17 protein-coding genes and 1 tRNA gene are annotated in these 18185 nt (G+C 64.5%); 15 read left to right on the top strand and 3 right to left on the bottom strand.

Going from position 1 to position 18185, the window contains the following annotated elements:
* Positions 1-228: 228 nt before the first annotated feature.
* The 4 genes from ileS to ndk are packed head-to-tail and all read left to right on the top strand — an operon-like array spanning position 229 to position 5771.
* Complete coding sequence (gene ileS, locus IWX78_RS06220) at positions 229-3639, top strand: isoleucine--tRNA ligase (protein WP_196832620.1); 3411 nt, start codon at positions 229-231, stop codon at positions 3637-3639.
* On the top strand, positions 3632-4993 hold the full coding sequence (locus IWX78_RS06215) for a bifunctional folylpolyglutamate synthase/dihydrofolate synthase (protein WP_196832619.1): 1362 nt from the start codon (positions 3632-3634) through the stop codon (positions 4991-4993). Before ileS ends, IWX78_RS06215 begins: the two co-directional genes overlap by 8 nt.
* The gene (locus tag IWX78_RS06210) at positions 4990-5352 is read left to right on the top strand and encodes a DUF4233 domain-containing protein (RefSeq protein ID WP_196832618.1); all 363 of its coding nucleotides are present in this window, start codon (positions 4990-4992) and stop codon (positions 5350-5352) included. Before IWX78_RS06215 ends, IWX78_RS06210 begins: the two co-directional genes overlap by 4 nt.
* A gap of 5 nt (positions 5353-5357) precedes the next feature.
* Positions 5358-5771, top strand: coding sequence for a nucleoside-diphosphate kinase (gene ndk / locus IWX78_RS06205; protein ID WP_196832617.1), 414 nt, complete (start codon positions 5358-5360; stop codon positions 5769-5771).
* 261 nt (positions 5772-6032) lie between these two features.
* Here the strand turns inward: ndk and IWX78_RS06200 are convergent, their stop codons facing one another.
* Positions 6033-6632, bottom strand: coding sequence for a vitamin K epoxide reductase family protein (locus IWX78_RS06200; protein ID WP_196832616.1), 600 nt, complete (start codon positions 6630-6632; stop codon positions 6033-6035).
* 321 nt (positions 6633-6953) lie between these two features.
* On the opposite strand from IWX78_RS06200, the gene IWX78_RS06195 reads away from it, so the two are divergent.
* Positions 6954-9518 (top strand): Rne/Rng family ribonuclease, encoded by a 2565-nt coding sequence (locus tag IWX78_RS06195; RefSeq protein ID WP_442929214.1) that lies wholly within the window; start codon positions 6954-6956, stop codon positions 9516-9518.
* Between the two features lie 52 nt (positions 9519-9570).
* On the opposite strand, the gene IWX78_RS06190 is transcribed toward IWX78_RS06195, so the two are convergent.
* Positions 9571-9858, bottom strand: coding sequence for a DUF4031 domain-containing protein (locus IWX78_RS06190; protein WP_196832614.1), 288 nt, complete (start codon positions 9856-9858; stop codon positions 9571-9573).
* A 219-nt stretch (positions 9859-10077) separates the two neighbouring features.
* Between IWX78_RS06190 and rplU the strand changes: the two genes are divergently transcribed.
* The 10 genes from rplU to IWX78_RS06140 all read left to right on the top strand — a co-directional run bounded on the left by rplU (position 10078) and on the right by IWX78_RS06140 (position 17051).
* Positions 10078-10386: a 50S ribosomal protein L21 gene (gene rplU, locus IWX78_RS06185; protein ID WP_196832613.1), complete on the top strand. Its 309-nt coding sequence runs from the start codon at positions 10078-10080 to the stop codon at positions 10384-10386.
* 19 nt (positions 10387-10405) lie between these two features.
* Positions 10406-10666 (top strand): 50S ribosomal protein L27, encoded by a 261-nt coding sequence (gene rpmA / locus IWX78_RS06180; RefSeq protein ID WP_121672712.1) that lies wholly within the window; start codon positions 10406-10408, stop codon positions 10664-10666.
* Positions 10667-10783: 117 nt separating this feature from the next.
* Positions 10784-12343: a GTPase ObgE gene (gene obgE, locus IWX78_RS06175; RefSeq protein WP_196832612.1), complete on the top strand. Its 1560-nt coding sequence runs from the start codon at positions 10784-10786 to the stop codon at positions 12341-12343.
* A gap of 3 nt (positions 12344-12346) precedes the next feature.
* Positions 12347-13135 (top strand): glutamate 5-kinase, encoded by a 789-nt coding sequence (gene proB, locus IWX78_RS06170; protein ID WP_196832611.1) that lies wholly within the window; start codon positions 12347-12349, stop codon positions 13133-13135.
* Positions 13136-13175: 40 nt separating this feature from the next.
* The gene (locus tag IWX78_RS06165) at positions 13176-14477 is read left to right on the top strand and encodes a glutamate-5-semialdehyde dehydrogenase (RefSeq protein WP_196832610.1); all 1302 of its coding nucleotides are present in this window, start codon (positions 13176-13178) and stop codon (positions 14475-14477) included.
* 51 nt (positions 14478-14528) lie between these two features.
* Complete coding sequence (locus IWX78_RS06160; RefSeq protein WP_196832609.1) at positions 14529-14732, top strand: hypothetical protein; 204 nt, start codon at positions 14529-14531, stop codon at positions 14730-14732.
* 6 nt (positions 14733-14738) lie between these two features.
* Positions 14739-15338 carry a nicotinate-nucleotide adenylyltransferase gene (nadD, locus tag IWX78_RS06155; RefSeq protein ID WP_196832608.1) on the top strand — a complete coding sequence of 200 codons (600 nt, stop codon included), beginning with the start codon at positions 14739-14741 and terminating at the stop codon, positions 15336-15338.
* Positions 15335-16486: a hypothetical protein gene (locus tag IWX78_RS06150; RefSeq protein WP_196832607.1), complete on the top strand. Its 1152-nt coding sequence runs from the start codon at positions 15335-15337 to the stop codon at positions 16484-16486. The genes nadD and IWX78_RS06150 overlap by 4 nt, the downstream gene beginning before the upstream one ends.
* Before the next feature lie 22 nt (positions 16487-16508).
* Positions 16509-16886, top strand: coding sequence for a ribosome silencing factor (rsfS, locus tag IWX78_RS06145; RefSeq protein WP_196832606.1), 378 nt, complete (start codon positions 16509-16511; stop codon positions 16884-16886).
* A 92-nt stretch (positions 16887-16978) separates the two neighbouring features.
* Positions 16979-17051, top strand: a tRNA-Ala gene (locus tag IWX78_RS06140).
* A 193-nt stretch (positions 17052-17244) separates the two neighbouring features.
* Here IWX78_RS06140 and IWX78_RS06135 read toward each other — a convergent pair.
* Complete coding sequence (locus IWX78_RS06135) at positions 17245-18177, bottom strand: CPBP family intramembrane glutamic endopeptidase (RefSeq protein ID WP_196832605.1); 933 nt, start codon at positions 18175-18177, stop codon at positions 17245-17247.
* Positions 18178-18185 lie beyond the last annotated feature (8 nt).

Raw genomic sequence — 18185 nt, 5'->3', positions numbered from 1 at the left:
GAGAGGTCGACCGACCCGCTATCCTTGAAGCAACGACTGCGAACCGGCCATCACCGGGGAGTCTCCGGAAGAACAGCGGCATGCACCATCGCCGCCCAGTAGAACCGGGCGGGTCTGGCCCGTCACAGCCAATGAACGAGCGGCCGACATGCGCGGCAAGCGAGGTGGTACCGCGGATCGATCCTGATCCGCCCTCGCAGGTGAAAATCGAAACCTGCCGGGAGAAAAATGCCGTACCCCAAGTTCCACGACGAAACGCCTCGATCAGGGGCCGCATTCGGCGTGACGCCGTCGCCGAGCTTCCCCGAGATCGAGCAGGACGTCCTCGCCTTCTGGAAGAGCGACGCAACATTCGAGGCATCCGTCGACCAGCGTGAAGGCAACGACGAGTGGGTCTTCTACGACGGTCCGCCATTCGCGAACGGCCTTCCGCACTACGGTCATCTACTCACCGGGTACGCGAAGGATGTCTTTCCGCGGTTCCAGACGATGCGAGGCAAACAAGTGCACCGCCGCTTCGGCTGGGACACCCACGGGCTCCCCGCCGAGCTCGAGGCCGAGCGTCAGCTCGGAATCACCGATAAGAGCCAGATCGAAGAGATGGGCATCGCGGCCTTCAACCAGGCGGCGAAAGACTCCGTCCTGACGTACACCGAGGACTGGGAACGCTATGTCACCCGCCAGGCGCGGTGGGTCGACTTCGAGAACGACTACAAAACGCTCGACATCACCTTCATGGAGAGCGTCATCTGGGCGTTCAAGCAGCTGCACTCGAAGGGCCTCGCCTATGAGGGCTACCGGGTGCTGCCGTACTGCTGGCGCGACCAGACCCCGCTCTCCAACCACGAGCTGCGGATGGACGACGACGTCTACAAGATGCGCCAGGACCAGACGGTCACCGTCACCTTCCCGCTCGTCGGCATGAAGGCCGAGTCGCTCGGCCTCACCGGTGTCCGAGCGCTGGCCTGGACGACGACCCCGTGGACCTTGCCGACGAACTTCGCCCTCGCGGTCGGTCCGGACATCGAGTACGCGGTCGTTCCCGCCGGCCCCAATGGAACCCCGGATGCCACGGTGTTGCGCGAAAAGCACGAGAACGGCGGCACCACAGAGGTGCTCGGCGGCGAATACCTGCTCGCAACCGCCCTCGTCGGCAACTACGCCAAGGACCTCGGCTACGAGTCCGCCGCTGACGCCGTCGCCGCAATCTCCCGAAGCGTCGTCGGTTCCGAGCTGCAGGACGTCACCTACGATCGGCTGTTCGACTACTACTCCGACGTCGACGAGTTCGGACTGCAGGATGCCTGGCGCATCCTCGTGGCCGACTACGTCACCGTCGAAGACGGAACCGGCATCGTGCACCAGGCTCCCGCATACGGTGAAGAAGACCAGAAGATCTGCGAGGCGGCAGGAATCCCCGTCGTCATCTCACTCGACGACGGCGGCCGTTTCCTTCCCGAGGTCACAGACGTTGCCGGTCAGCTCTGGTCAGACGCCAACAAGCCGCTTACTCAGCTGATCAAAGCGGAGGGCCGCCTTCTCCGGCAGGCCAGCTACGAACACAGCTACCCGCATTGCTGGCGTTGCCGCAACCCGCTGATCTACAAGGCGGTGTCGAGCTGGTTCATCCGCGTGCCCGAGTTCCGCGACCGGATGGTCGACCTCAACGAACAGATCAACTGGGTGCCTGAGAACGTCAAGCACGGCCAGTTCGGCAAGTGGATCGGCAACGCCCGCGACTGGTCGATCAGCCGCAACCGGTACTGGGGCTCCCCGATCCCGGTCTGGAAGAGCGACAACCCCGACTACCCGCGGGTCGACGTCTATGGTTCCCTCGACGAGCTCGAGCAGGACTTCGGTGTGCGACCGACCGACCTTCACCGTCCGTTCATCGACGAGCTGACCCGGCCGAACCCCGACGACCCCACCGGTCAGTCGACGATGCGGCGCATCACCGATGTTCTCGATGTCTGGTTCGACTCCGGATCGATGCCGTTCGCGCAGGTGCACTACCCGTTCGAGAACCGCGAATGGTTCGACTCTCACAACCCGGCGGACTTCATCGTCGAGTACATCGGCCAGACCCGCGGCTGGTTCTACACGCTGCACGTGCTCTCCACTGCACTGTTCGACCGCCCCGCGTACAAGAACGTGGTCAGCCACGGCATCGTGCTCGGCAGCGACGGTCAGAAGATGTCGAAGTCGCTCCGCAACTACCCCGACGTCAACGAGGTCTTCGACCGTGACGGGTCGGATGCCATGCGCTGGTTCCTCATGTCGAGTTCCGTTCTGCGCGGCGGCAACCTCGTCGTCACCGAGGAAGGCATCCGTGAGGGTGTTCGCCAGATGCTCTTACCTCTCTGGAACACCTGGTACTTCTTCAGCCTCTACGCCAACTCCGCGCGCGATGGCGGCTATGACGCCCAACGACGCACCGATTCAACCGACGTGCTCGACCGGTACATCCTCGCCAAGAGCCGGGTGATGCTCACCGAGGTCACCGAACATCTCGAGGGCCTGGATTCCACCATGGCAGCTGCAACGCTCAGGGATTTTGCCGACGTTCTCACCAACTGGTACGTGCGCCGTTCGCGCGACCGCTTCTGGGCCGGCGTGAGCGACGACGGCACGGGCAGCGAAGCTTTCGACACTCTGTACACCGTGCTCGAGACGCTGACCCGCGCCGCTGCACCGCTCCTGCCTCTCGTCTCCGAAAAAATCTGGAAGGATCTCACCGGAGGGCGGAGCATCCACCTCGCCGACTGGCCGGATGCTTCTGAGCTGCCAGAAGACGACGTCCTCGTCACCGCGATGGACTCGATCCGGGTGATCAGTTCGACTGTGCTGTCTCTGCGTAAGCAGGCAGGACGCCGCGTGCGGTTGCCGCTCGGCAGCCTGACCGTCGTCGCACCGGACCCCGCAGCCCTTGCGCCGTTCGACGACATCCTCCGCGACGAACTCAACGTCAAGGAGGTGCGATTCGTCCAGCTCTCCGATTCGAGCGCTGCGGACTACGGCATCACCTCCAGGCTCACTGTCAAAGCCCGCGCGGCAGGACCGCGTCTCGGCAAGAACGTGCAGACCGTGATCAAGGCAGCGCGAGCGGGAGACTGGTCTGAATCCGACGGCGTCGTCAAAGCGGGCGGAATCGCCCTCGAAGCAGGAGAGTACGACCTCGTGCTCGAGACCGGGTCGAGCGAGGGCGGCTCAGACAACGCACTCGCACTTCTCGCAGGTGGAGGCTTCGTGCTTCTCGACACCGCCCTCACCCCGGCGCTCGAAGCCGAGGGACTCGCGCGCGACGTCGTGCGGTCGGTGCAGGACACCCGCAAGGCCGCCGGATTCGATGTCAGCGACCGGATCAGGCTCGGCCTGGTCTTCGCAGACCCCAGAGACGCGGATGCCATCTCGTTCGTCACCGGCGTCGACATCGCCGCCGAGACCCTCGCCCCGTCATCCACCATCCACGTCCTCGACGAAGTCCCGGAGGCATCCCGAGCCGGAACCCCGGCGGAGTGGCTGCCTGGGCTTCTCGGCGGCCCCGTCGAGTTCTACCAGGAGTTCGCCGCAGGCGCGTTTGCGAACGCCGGATCATTCACCGTGGCTGTGAGCCGCGCGGTCAGGAGCATCAATGTCTGAGATCGACGACGAATTCAGTGAGCAGGGTCGCGCCGTCTATGAAGCGCTGCTGAGCCGCACCGGTGAGGGAGCGCCGCAGCCACGGCTTGAGCCGACGCGTCGTGCGCTGGATCTGCTCGGAGACCCGCAGCGGGCATTCCCGATCATCCAGCTCGCCGGAACCAACGGCAAGACGAGCACCAGCCGCATGATCGAGGGCATCCTTCGGGCGTACGGGCTGCGCACCGGTCTGTTCACCAGCCCCCACCTCGTGCATTTCAACGAACGGATCGTCGTCGACGGCGAGCCGGTCTCCAACGAGACGCTCGTGCGCAACTGGGATGACATCCAGCCCTACGTCAACATGGTGGATCTCGAACTGGAGGAGGCGGGCGAACCGACCCTGACCTTCTTCGAAGTGCTCACCGTGCTCGGCTTCGCAATCTTTGCGGATGCCCCCATCGATGTCGCCGTCGTCGAGGTGGGTATGGGCGGTGAGTGGGATTCCACGAACGTCGCTGATGCCCAGATCGCCGTCTTCACGCCGATCGATCTCGACCACACCAACCGTCTGGGCACGACGGTCGCCGAGATCGCACGGACGAAGGCCGGGATCATCAAGCCGGCGGCCACCGTGGTGACCGCGGCGCAGCATCCGGATGCCATGGCTCAGATCGTGAACGCCGCCGAGCTGTCCGAGGCGCCCGTGATCGCCCAGGACGTTGACTTCGCGCTCACCGGCGACGTCGTCGCCGTCGGCGGCCAGGTGATCAGCGTGCGCGGGCGTGCCGGGGAATACACGGATCTGTACCTGCCGCTCTACGGCGACCACCAGGGTCAGAACGCCGCCGTCGCCATCGCTGCCGTCGAGACCTTTCTCGGCAATGGTCTGCAGCGTCTCTCGACCGATCCGCTCACGGAGGGGCTCACCGAAGTGGAGTCGCCCGGCAGGCTGCAGCTCGTCGGAATCGAGCCGACCATCCTCGTCGACGCGGCTCACAATCCGCACGGCGCACGGTCGCTCGCGGCTGCACTCGACAAGTACTTCGACTTCCGTGACGTCGTCTTCGTGCTCGGCGTGCTCGGCGACAAGGATGCCGAGGGCATACTCGCCGTCCTGGCCCCGCTCGCGCAGCGCATCCACCTGACCACATCGAGCTCGTCACGATCGGTTCCGGTCGACGAGCTCGCAGACCGTGCCAGGGCAACCGTTCCCCCAGGACTCATTCATGCATACGACACCCTCGAGGACGCCATCTTCGAGGCCCGCGACTGGGCCAACGAGGGCGAGAGCAGGCTCGTCGTCGTGACCGGTTCGGTTGTGCTCGCAGGTGAAGCCATCGAACTCGCCGAAGAGAACGGATGGAAGGAATGAGGGGCTCCCACCGCGGGGTCCGCCAGTCGCTGGCGTCGATCGTGCTCGCGTTCGAGGTCATCGTGGTGTTCCTCGCCGCGCTGGTCGCGTTCGGGCTGAAGGTCCTGCCGGGGCCGGTCGCATTGGTCGGCGGGGGAGTGATCGTTTTCGCGCTGCTCCTGACCCTCGCCCTGCTGCGCTACGAGTGGAGCTTCTGGCTCGGCTGGGTACTGCAAGGCGTTATCGTTGCCACGGGCATCTTCGTCCCGGTGATGTGGGTCATCGGCCTCGCTTTCCTCGGCATGTGGATCTACTGCATGGTCGTCGGTGGGCGGATCGATCGCCAGAAAGCTGCTTCGGCAGGAGAGATGGGAAACTAGGACACATGGTTGAAGAAACACTCGTACTGATCAAGCCTGATGGCGTCGCCCGCAACCTGACCGGCGAGGTCCTTCGGCGTATTGAGGCGAAGGGATACTCGCTCGTCGACATCCGCCTCGTACAGCCGGACCGCTCGGTCCTGGCCGAGCACTACGCCGAGCACGAGGGCAAGCCGTTCTACGAGCCGCTCATGGAGTTCATGCTCTCCGGTTCGGTCGTCGCGATCCGTGTCGCGGGCAACCGTGTCATCGAGGGTTTCCGTGCCCTCGCCGGTACGACAGACCCGACGCTCGCCGCTCCTGGCACCATCCGTGGCGACTTCGGCCGCGACTGGGGCCTGAAGGTTCAGCAGAACCTGGTGCACGGATCCGACAGCCCCGAGTCTGCTGAGCGAGAGCTGGCGCTCTGGTTCGCGTAGACCTGTTGTAGCGAAGCGGCGGTATCCCCTGGGTGCCGCCGCTTGCGCGTTGGGGCGAGTGATCTGTCGTGGCGGCATCCGGTCGTCTGACAGAAAGGGTTACTTCGGGCGCCCGAGTGCGACCCTTTGTGTCGTGTGAACTGTCATCGTCCCGTTCATCGGACAGCAAGGGTCGTTCCTGGCGCCTGGTTGTGACCTTTTGTGTCGTATGAGCGTTCTCTGACCGGATGCCGCCACGAACGACGGATGCGTCGACTCCGGTCAGAGTGTCGCGAGCACGTCGAGCCGCAGCTGCGCGATCACGGCGACAATGACGTAGCAGGCCAGCGTGACGATGACGATCCAGCCGTACAGCCCGGCGGCGACGCGCCTGATGCCGGCGGGAACCGGGATGACGCCGGTCGAGAGGTTACGGAGTGTGACGGCCCAGAAGACCGGAATCGTCACAGACCAGGTCACCATGCACCAGGGGCAGAGCGTCCCGAGAACGAAGATGCTCTGCGTGATCAGCCAGATGACGAACACCATCGCGAACGCCACCCCGGCGTGAAAGAGCAGCCAGAACCACCGGTCGAATCTCGCACCGGCGAGAAGCGCAGCGCCAACCACGATCGGCGCCACCCAGCCGGTGAGACCGAGTATGGGATTGGGAAAGCCGAAGACCGATCCTTGCCACGACGAGAGATTCGCACCACACTGCACGAGCAGGCTGAAGTCGCATGAGAGCACGGCGTCGGGCGATTCGAGGAGATGAAACTTCTCGACGGTCAGCGCGAACGCGGCCACCCAGCCGATGATGCCGGCCACGATCAGGAAGATCCCGAGACCCAGCGGACGGGGGCGCGTTTCTCGAGAAGTCACTCCCGGATTATCCCACGGAGCCGATCAGGTCTGGCGCGTGGTCGCGTCTGCACGGCCGGACCATGCGATAATGGCAGGACGAGTTCAGGGCCGCGCCCTGCGCTTGTGACAACTGAAGGCTTATCGGCACCGTGCTCGTAACGAAACAGCACGGAACCGGTGTTCGATGGAAACAGAGTTTCGTCGGTCAGAACGATCGACACAGAAGATGTGGGGCGAGAGCCAGAGGGCCAGCCACTCACATACAGGATTTGCGGGAGGAACGCGCAAGCGGTCACCCGCTCGATAATTCCCGGAAGGGCGGCGCGGTCGCCCCGCCGGATGAGGAGTCCACCAGAAATGGTGAATAAAAATTCAGACAGCATCAATGACCATCAGTCAGACGCAACGGAGCAGGTGAACCCCGGAGACGAGAGTGCAGCCCTCGACACCACCGGTGAGACCGCTCCCGACGCAACATCGAGCGACTCGGAGCAGAGCCCGGCGCAGCCCGAAGCTGACGCACCCGCAGTCGACGCCGAAACGGATGCCGCACCGGTAACGGATGCCGTCACTCCCGACGACGAGCAGGCAGCTCTGGCCCTTCCGGTCTTCACCGGCGCTCCGACCACCGCGCTCTTCTTCCAGGCGCCCGACGTCAAGCCGCTTCCGCCTCGCGAGAACCGCGAAGACGACGACGACGACGAGGATGACGACGACGACGAGGACCGGTCGACCGTTCGTCGCCGCGCCCGCCGCCGCTCCAACGACGACCGCCGCTCCAACCAGAACGATCCAGCCAACACGGTGGTCAAGGTTCGCCAGCCGCGGGAGCCCCGCGAGGCCGAACTGATCACTGAACCGCAGCGCATCAAGGGTTCCACTCGTCTCGAGGCCAAGAAACAGCGTCGCCGTGACGGTCGCGACGCCGGCCGCCGTCGCCCCGTGGTGACCGAAGCAGAATTCCTGGCCCGCCGCGAGTCCGTTGATCGCAAGATGGTCGTCCGCTCCAAGAACGGCCGCATCCAGATCGGTGTTCTCGAAGATGGTGTGCTCGTCGAGCACTACGTCGCTCGCAACCAGGAAGCGTCGCTCATCGGCAACGTCTACCTCGGCCGGGTTCAGAACGTGCTTCCGAGCATGGAAGCCGCCTTCGTCGACATCGGCCGCGGCCGCAACGCCGTGCTCTACTCCGGCGAAGTGGACTGGGATGCCGTCGAGACCGGCAACCAGCCGCGACGCATCGAGCTCGCTCTGAAGCCCGGCGACCGGGTTCTCGTTCAGGTCACCAAGGACCCCATCGGGCACAAGGGTGCCCGTCTCACCAGCCAGGTGTCGCTTCCTGGCCGGTACCTCGTCTACGTGCCGAACGGTTCGATGAACGGCATCTCACGCAAGCTTCCTGACACCGAGCGTGCGCGACTCAAGAAGATCCTCAAAGAGGTACTCCCAGACAACGTCGGCGTCATCGTGCGGACCGCGGCCGAGGGTGCGACCGAAGAGCAGCTGACGCTCGATGTGAACCGACTCATCAACCAGTGGGCAGACATCAGCAAGCAGGTCGAGAGCGTTCAGGCGCCGGCGCTCCTGCACAGTGAGCCGGACCTTCTGATCAAGATCGTCCGTGATGTCTTCAACGAGGACTTCCAGAAGATGCTGATCGCCGGTGACGAAGCACAGGAAGTCATCGAAAGCTACCTCCGCAGCGTCGCCCCCGATCTCCTCGAACGGGTCGAACGCTACGAGGGCACCCGTGACGCGTTCGACGAGTACCGCATCACCGAGCAGATCGAAAAGGCACTCGACCGCAAGGTCTGGCTGCCGTCCGGTGGATCGCTCGTCATCGACCGCACCGAGGCGATGACCGTCGTCGACGTCAACACCGGCAAGTTCGTCGGTTCAGGCGGCAACCTCGAAGAGACCGTCACCAAGAACAACCTCGAATCCGCCGAAGAGATCGTCCGTCAGTTGCGCCTGCGCGACATCGGCGGCATCATCGTCGTCGACTTCATCGACATGGTGCTCGAGTCGAACCGCGACCTCGTGTTGCGTCGCCTGATCGAGTGCCTCAGCCGTGACCGCACCAAGCACCAGGTTGCCGAAGTCACCTCGCTCGGCCTCGTCCAGATGACGAGGAAGAAGCTCGGCCTCGGCCTGCTCGAGTCCTTCAGCGAACCATGCGAGGTCTGCGCTGGTCGGGGTGTCGTCATCCACCATGACCCCGTCGTCAAGCACCGCCAGAGCCCGCAGCCCGAGACCAAGCGTCGCGGCAAGGGTTCGGGGAGCAACGATTCACGCGGCAACGAACCGCGGAACGGCTCCTCTAACGGCAACGGTTCGAACGCAAACGGCTCAGCGTCGAAGGCACCGACACACGCCATCACCGACGACGCGAAGAACGCGCTGGCGAAGATCGCCGCGTCGACGATCGCGCACCACACCGATGACGATGCGCAGGCCCAGCCCGATGCCGAACAGGCCACCGAAGGCCGCGACGAGCGCAACAACGACCGTGGAACCGACCGCAACAACGGCCGAAGCGACAAGAACGAACGCAGCGATCGGAGTGACCGCAACGAGCGTCGCAACGACCGCCGTCGGTCGCAGAAGTCACAGCAGCAGTCCGCCGAAGCGCCTGCGCAGCAGTCTCAGCCTGCACAGGACGCCCCTCAGCCGGATGCCGCGTCGCTCGCGATCCTCGACATCCCGATCGAACCAGCTCGCCAGCCGCAGCAGCGGGTGGACACCCGAGCGGCCGAGGACCTCCTCGGCTCCGTGCTCGATGCGTTGCCTGAGCCCAAGCAGCCGGGCAAGGGGCGGGCGCGCCGTCGTCGTGTGACGACCGCAGCCCTCACCGGTACACCGGTGGCGCACGACGCAGACGCAGCTCACTCGCAGAGCGACTGATTCACTCGGAGAACGGCGGCGGGCCTCTGAAGGCCTGTCGCCGTTCGTCGTTTCAGGAGTGCTGCTGCCCGAGAGCCCGACGCTGGCGCGCCGTGACGCGCAGGCCGCTGCCGATCAACCGGCGAACGAGTTCGTGCCCGTCGACGGGCACTGCGCCGCCCGCGACGAGCGCGTCATAGCGGGCGGCCGGAACGTCGTAGTGATCACGGTCGAAACTGCGGGGAGGGAGCCCGGCGGCTGCCGCGAATTCATGGAGTTCGTCGATCGATGTGTCGCTGACCAGGTGGCTCCAGAGCGTGTCATGGGCCGGCCAGCGCGGCGGGTCGATGAGCACGGTCATGAGAGAATCTTAGAAAGGCGCGACACGGCAACCGCCGCATTTGTGGGATTGGGTGCGATGAAGTAAAGTTTCCTGTTGGTGCACGTTGGCTTATCCCGCGTTTTGCCCATGGTTTTCTGTCAGCTTGACCTCCCTTCCCGCTGGGGTCTACCGCACAGTGAATTTTCCTTGACAGATTGAGCTCGGAGCGAGAGCTCCCCAGAGAAGTAGGTACGAGAAGTGGTTTACGCAGTAGTGCGCGCCGGTGGTCGGCAGGAAAAGGTTGAGGTCGGCACCATCGTGACGATGGACCGGGTCAAGAACATCAAGGACGGCAAGGTCCAGCTGGCAGCCGTCCTCCTCGTCGACGGTGAGAACATCACCACAGACGCTGAGAAGCTTGCCAAGGTCACGGTCACCGCTGAGTTCATCGAGAACCTGCGCGGCCCCAAGATCCACATCCAGAAGTTCAAGAACAAGACCGGTTACAAGAAGCGTCAGGGGCACCGTCAGGAGCTCACGCGCGTCAAGATCACCGGCATCAAGTAGAGCCTGAGGGAGAACAGACATGGCACACAAAAAGGGCGCGAGTTCCACTCGCAACGGTCGCGACTCGAACGCACAGCGCCTCGGCGTGAAGCGCTTCGGTGGTCAGGTTGTCTCTGCGGGCGAGATCATCGTCCGTCAGCGTGGCACTCACTTCCACCCCGGCGTCAACGTCGGACGTGGCGGCGACGACACCCTGTTCGCCCTCTCGGCCGGTTCGGTCGAGTTCGGCGCCAAGGGCGGCCGTAAGGTCATCAACATTGTGACGGCAGCTGCCGAATAGGCATCCGTTGGTTTCAACTCAGGGGCGAGCTTCGGCTCGCCCCTGAGTTGTTTGTGAAGCAGCGCTGTCTGTTACGCAAACTTTTTTCGTGAAATACAAGCTATCTGGAGGGCTCTCGTGGCCACATTCGTCGATCAGGTGACACTGCACCTGCGTGCCGGGAACGGCGGTAACGGATGCGTGTCTGTGCGTCGTGAGAAGTTCAAGCCGCTCGCAGGACCCGACGGAGGCAACGGCGGAAACGGTGGCGACATCGTTCTCGTCTCGGATCCCCAGGTCACGACACTGCTCAACTACCACCGCTCGCCGCACCGCACCTCGCAGAACGGTGGCCCAGGCATGGGCGACCACCGCAGTGGAACGCTGGGCGAAGAGCTCGAACTCCCGGTACCGGTCGGAACCGTCGTCAAGGACGTCGACGGCAACGAACTCATCGACTTCGCCGAACCAGGGGTCCGCTACGTGGTCGCTCAGGCCGGCCAGGGTGGTCTCGGCAACGCCGCGTTGTCGACCACCAAGCGCAAGGCACCCGGTTTCGCCCTCCTCGGTACTCTCGGCTGGGCCGGCGACGTCACCCTCGAGCTCAAGGTTGTTGCCGACGTCGCGCTTGTCGGGTACCCGTCAGCCGGCAAGTCGAGCCTGATTGCCGCGATGAGCGCAGCGAAGCCGAAGATCGCCGACTACCCGTTCACGACCCTTCACCCGAACCTCGGTGTCGTGCAGGCCGGTGACAACCGCTACACCGTTGCAGATGTCCCCGGCCTGATCGAGGGCGCAAGCGAGGGCAAGGGACTCGGCCTCGAGTTCCTCCGCCACGTGGAGCGTTGTTCAGCGCTGGTGCACGTACTCGACTGCGCAACCCTCGAACCCGGCCGTGACCCGATCACCGATCTCGACATCATCCTCGGAGAGCTCGGCGCGTATCCGGTCCCCGAAGGCCAGCTGCCACTCCTCGAACGGCCCCAGTTCATCGCTCTGAACAAGATCGACGTTCCCGAGGGACGCGAGCTCGCCGACCTGGTGAAGCCCGACCTCGAGGCCCGCGGATATCGCGTGTTCGAGATCTCGACGGTGAGCCACGAAGGGCTCCGTCAACTTTCGTACGCGCTCGGAGACCTCGTCGCGATCGAACGCGAAGCGAAACGGATCGAGGCCGCCGAGAAGCCGCGCATCGTCATCCGTCCGAAGGCCGTCGACGAGTCCAAGTTCACGGTCTCGGTCGAGGGTGGAAGCTTCGGCAACATCTACCGTGTGCTCGGTGCGAAGCCGGAGCGTTGGGTGCAGCAGACGGACTTCACCAACGAAGAGGCCATCGGCTTCCTCGCCGACCGGCTCGCCAAGCTCGGCGTCGAGGATGGTCTGTTCAAGGCCGGAGCCGTCGGCGGCTCGACGGTCATCATCGGTCGCGACAACGGCGTTGTCTTCGACTGGGAGCCCACGCTCACGTCATCTGCTGAACTCATCACGACGCCGCGAGGACTCGACGCACGACTCGATGCCAACAACCGGCCGACCCGTAACCAGCGCCGCGAAGAGTACTTCGAGCGGATGGATGCCAAGACCGAAGCACGAGCGGAACTCATTCGCGAACGCGAAGCGGGCCTGTGGCGCGACCAGTACGAGGCGGACGAGCAGGCCGCTGCCGCGGCAGCATCTGGCGCTGACGAGGACAAGTAGGACATGGCGCTCACCGGTCGCGATGGCATCCGTTCAGCCCGTCGTGTCGTCGTCAAAGTGGGTTCGTCGTCGATCAGCGGAAAGAACGCGGGACAGATCACGCACCTCGTCGATGCACTCGCTGAGTCGCACGGTCGCGGTACCGAGATCATCCTCGTGTCGTCGGGTGCGATCGCGATCGGGATGCCGTACCTCCAGCTGACCTCACGACCGGTCGATCTCGCCACCCAGCAGGCGGCTGCTGCTGTCGGCCAGAACGTGCTGATCTACCGGTACCAGGACAGCCTCGACCGCTTCGACATCGTCGCAGGCCAGGTGTTGCTCACCGCAGGCGATCTGGAGATCCCCGCGCATCGCAGTAATGCGCAGCGCGCGATGGAGAGATTGCTGAGTCTGCGCATCCTCCCGATCGTCAACGAGAACGACACCGTCGCAACGCACGAGATCCGCTTCGGAGACAACGACCGGCTCGCCGCCCTCGTCTCCGTGCTCATCGGTGCCGATGCACTGGTGTTGCTGAGCGACGTCGACGCGCTGTACACGCGGCCTCCGTCCGAGCCAGACGCCGAACTGATTGCGACGGTCACGGTCGGCGACCCGCTCACACAGGTCACCTTCGGCGACATCGGCGCCGCAGGGGTGGGAACCGGGGGAGCCTCGACCAAGGTGTCTGCGGCCCGTCTTGCTGCCGAATCAGGCGCAGGGGTGCTCATCACCTCCACCGCACAGGTGTCGCAGGCGCTCAACGGAGAAGACGTCGGCACCTGGTTCGAACCGATGCAGCGCGGCTGACCGGTCACCTGCACGCCCTCACCTCGCTAAAATCGATGACATGAGCATCGCAACGCCGACAGCGCCTCCGTCTTCCGTCCCGAGCGACACTGTCGCCGAGGGTGTTCGCGACCGACTCATGCGCGCCCGCGAGGCATCCCGCGCCCTCGCCACCGCGACAGGGGAAACCAAGAACAGAGCCCTCGAAGCGCTAGCGGTCGGGGTCGTCGACGCGACGACCCGGGTTCTCGCCGCCAACACGGTCGATCTCGAGAACGGGGCCGGCGCAGGACTGGCTTCGGGGCTGCTCGACCGGTTGCGCCTCGACGAGGCGCGGGTGACCGCGCTGGCAGCAGCCGTCCGGGAGATCGCGGCACTGACCGACCCGATCGGACAGACCGTGCGTGGGTCGCGGCTTCCGAACGGCGTGAAGATCGACCAGGTCCGCGTACCATTCGGCGTCGTCGGGGCGATCTATGAGGCGCGCCCGAACGTCACGATCGACATCGCCGCCCTCGCCCTGAAAAGCGGCAACGCCGTCGTTCTCCGTGGCGGCACCGCGGCCGAGAACACGAACCGTGAACTCATCTCGGTCATTCGGGATGCCCTCGACTCCGTCGGGCTCCCCTCCGACGCCGTGCAGACCGTCGACGACTTCGGACGCGACGGTGCGACTCAGCTGATGCAGGCGCGCGGGCTCGTCGACGTGCTGGTGCCACGGGGGAGCGCATCGCTCATCCAGGCCGTCGTGACCGAATCCCGCGTGCCCGTCATCGAGACCGGTGCCGGCGTCGTCCACATCTATCTCGACGAGACGGCACGCCTCGACTGGGCGACAGAGATCGTGCACAACGCCAAGGTCCAGCGGCCCAGCGTCTGTAACGCCGTGGAGACGGTGCTGGTCCATCGCGCGGCCGCCGAGCGCCTGCTGCCGTCCGTTCTTGGGCGGCTGACGGCATCCGGTGTCACGATCCACGCCGATGAGAACGTCGCCAGACTCGTGCCCGGCACCGTACCCGCGACCGACGACGACTGGGCGACCGAGCATATGAGCCTCGATATCTCGGTGCGGATCGTCGATGACCTCGACGCGGCGCTCGATCACATCCGCCGCTATTCGACCGGTCACACCGAGTCGATTCTCACCGACGACGTCGTCTCAGCAGAACGATTCCTCGCCGAGGTCGACTCAGCCGTCGTGATGGTCAACGCGTCGACACGATTCACCGATGGCGGGGAGTTCGGTTTCGGTGCGGAGGTCGGCATCTCGACTCAGAAACTCCACGCCCGTGGTCCGATGGGGGTTTCCGAGCTGACCAGCACGAAGTGGACCGTTCGGGGTACAGGCCAGGTGCGTGCATAGTCGGTAGACTGAACGCGGCGCGACGAGCGCAGAGAACCGAATGGAGTACACATGTCGTTTGCGACAGCCCTGATCGCCGAAGCGGCGCACCACACGGAACTGCCGATGCCGGCCTGGATGTACGGCGTCGTCGCCCTCATCATCTTCCTCTTCCTGGGCATCGCGACGTTCAGCTACCGTGACGTCGCCAACCGCCACGGCGGACGTGTCGCTGCTCGCGAACGCACCGGCTCCACCCGGGGACCCGGCCACTAGCGCCCGATGGCGGATCTGCCACGCCCACCTCGGGTGGGAGTGATGGGCGGCACGTTCGACCCCATCCACCACGGTCACCTCGTCGCTGCCAGCGAAGTGGCCCAGTCATTCGATCTCGATGAAGTGCTGTTCGTTCCGACGGGACAGCCCTGGCACAAGAACGTCGTCACCTCTGCAGAACATCGGTACCTGATGACCGTCATAGCCACGGCATCCAATCCGCGGTTCACGGTGAGCAGGGTCGACGTCGACCGGCAGGGGACGACATTCACGATCGACACGCTGCGCGATCTTCATCAGGCGCGACCGGACGCCGAACTCTTCTTCATCACCGGAGCTGACGCCATCGAGCAGATTCTCAACTGGAAAGACGTCGACGAGTTGTGGTCGCTTGCTCATTTCGTGGCTGTGAGTCGTCCGGGACACGCTCTCAGCGTTTCGGGTTTGCCGAAGCAGGACGTAAGCTTGTTGGAAGTTCCGGCGCTGGCGATTTCTTCCACTGACTGTCGGAGCCGGGTGAGCCGGGGATTCCCGGTCTGGTATTTGGTTCCCGACGGTGTCGTTCAGTACATCACCAAACATCACCTATATCGGAGTAATGCATGACCCCGCTGCCCGACGAGCAACCGCTCTCTCGTCGCCAGCTGCGAGAGCAGCAGCGAACGACCGAGCCCACTGCGCCCACCGAACCACGTTCACGACGGGTGTCGACGACGTCGCCCGTAGCCGGTGGAGACATCCCCGAGGTGAACCCGACGCCCGCTGAACCGAATCTGACGACTGACGAGGTCACGGTTCTCGAAGAGGCACAGGCATCAGGACGGCCGCTCACACGCCGTCAGTCGCGCGACCTCGAGCGCGTCCGGACGGCATCGTTGTCCGTCGTCACCCCTGAGCCAACGGATGCTCCGGGCAGCGTCGTCGAGGACGCACCGGCAGACGGCGTGCAGGCAGTAGGCGCAGTCCCCGCAGTGGTCGAGCGGGACAGCGTCCCCGCGACGAAGAAGAATGGCAAGCGCGATCAGCAGGCGGGCAACCGGATCCCCTCATTCGTGCCGTCGTCTGCTCGCGTCGCTGAGCCGGACGTCGTCGACGCTGAGATCGTGCAAGACGAGCCAGACGCCGAAGCCGAGTCACGGCAGTCCGCATTCGAACTCATCACGTCGCCACACCCGGAGTCGCCGTTCGGCCCTGCTGCGACCGTCCAGGCGGGGAACGGCGATGACGAGGCTTCACGTCTCGCCGACGATTTCGGTCGGTCCGTGATCGACACCGGCCTGCCCGTGGAGGCTCCGACGGTTTCGGCTGACGAGCCCTTCGACCAGATCATCGCCCGCGGCCTCGAGGAGGCGGGCAATGGCGTGAGCACCAGCTCGATCATCCTGCCGATCATGCCGAACGCCCACCCGCTGACCGGACCGCTCTCTGCGAACGGAAATGTGGTCGTCACCGGTTCGATCGATCTGCCGTCGTCGATGGGTGCGAGCGGCAACGCCGACCAGTTCGACAAGTCCGACATCGACGCCATGTTCGATGCCGAGGACGAGGCACGACCCGCCACGGCAGGAACACCCGTCTCGGCCAGCAAAGCCGTCAGCACCCACACCGCCACTCGGGATGTCATCACCCCGCCGGCCCCCGCCCGCAGCAACCGGCTGCTCCTCATTCTGGCCATCACGGCCGGCGTTCTCGCCGTCGCCGTGTTGTCCGTCATCATCGTCGGTATCGCGGCCGGCGCTTTCCAGTCGCGATAGTCCCCGAAAGGTAAACCAGCACGTGACAGCACGAGAATCCACCATCGAGCAGCTCAACATCGCTGCAGCAGCAGCAAACGACAAAGGCGCCGAAGACCTCGTCGCCCTCGACGTGTCTGGACCTCTGCCTTTCGTCGACATCTTCCTGATCGCGACCGGACGCAGCGAGCGCAACGTCGTTGCCGTCGCCGGTGAGATCGAAGACAAGTTGAACGAGTCGGGGCACAAGACCCTCCGTCGAGAAGGCCGGTCCGAAGGACGCTGGATTCTTCTCGACTTCGGCGACCTCGTCGTGCACGTCTTCCATGAGGAAGAACGCCTGTACTACTCCCTCGAGCGACTGTGGAAGGACTGCCCGGTCGTTCCGATCGCTGTTTCGGCCGCAGCACCCGTCGAATAGGTTCGCTGTTCGCGTCTGCCGTCTCGATTCGTGACGCCGCAGATTTTGTAGTAATCTAAACAGGTTGCTCCGAGAGATCAGAGCAACCGAATGGGTCTGTGGCGCAGCTGGTAGCGCACCTGCATGGCATGCAGGGGGTCAGGGGTTCGAATCCCCTCAGATCCACCGAAACCCCTGATGAACGCAAGGTTCTCAGGGGTTCTTTTCGTTAAGGAAGGGCCGCTAAGTCCCTCGGGCCCTTTCTCAAGTAGCCCCGCGTTCCACAGCGATCCACAACGGATCGCGTCATACAGCGAAGAACCAGGGTCTGTGCCGCACTTATCAGGAGTGTGAGCGCATCCGTTCCGACCAGGACGGTTCAGCGTGCGGGGGTGCGTGCGGGGCCGGTTTTCCTTGTGATCCACCAGGCGGCGGCGGTGATGAGGATCAGTGCGGCGCTGGGGATGAGGTTGGCGATCGAGCCGGAGATGTGTTCGCGACTGTTGAGTGCGCCGCCGAGGTCGACGTGCAGAGCCGTGCCGAGCACGAGGGCCGTGACGTTGTAGACGGCGTGGAGGACGACGGCGGTCTCGAGTCCTCCAGTGCGCCAGGTGATGATCGCCAGCGACCCGAAGAGCACGAGGTATGAGGTCAGGATGTAGGGGTCGAGCGACCCGTGGAAGAGAGAAAAGAGGACGGTGGGGATGATGATGCCGAGCACGGCGCCGGGGCGCGCCCCACGTGTCCATCCGCCGACGACGCGGAACATGAGGCCGCGGAATCCGTACTCTTCTCCGGCCGCAGCGAGCGGTGTCAGCAGCATTCCGATCACGAAGTAGGCAACGAGATCGACCGTCGTCCAGGGGATCCGATCAGCAGGTGCCAGGAGGAACCCGCCGGCGATGACGATGAGCAGGACGGGGCCGAAGGCGAGGAGCGATCGGCCGAAGACACCGTATCGGAAGCGTCCGGCTACGGAGTGCAGCGAGCCGGCGGGGACTCCGTAGAGCAGTCGTTGCAACAGCATGCAGTAGGGGATGAGCGCGGCGAGGGAGAGTGCGCCGGCGGCCTGCTGGAGCGGGGTGAAGCCGGCGCGTCCAAGAATCTCCGTGTCGATGAGGCGGGCGCCGAGCAGGAACAATTGACCGAATCCGATGAGTCCGGCGAACACAAGCACGATCGCGAGGATGCCGCGGATAATTCTGCGTTTCCCGCCCGCGTAGACGCGGTGGTACTCGACGGCGGCCGGAGCGCGGGGAGTCGGAGCTGGGTCGTCGGGCTGGAGGAGCCAGTTGGGGGCGGTGTTTGACATGTTTGTGT

Source organism: Mycetocola sp. CAN_C7 (assembly GCF_015752285.1).
Lineage (GTDB): Bacteria > Actinomycetota > Actinomycetes > Actinomycetales > Microbacteriaceae > Mycetocola_A.
This window is presented reverse-complemented; position numbering and strand designations above follow the sequence as displayed.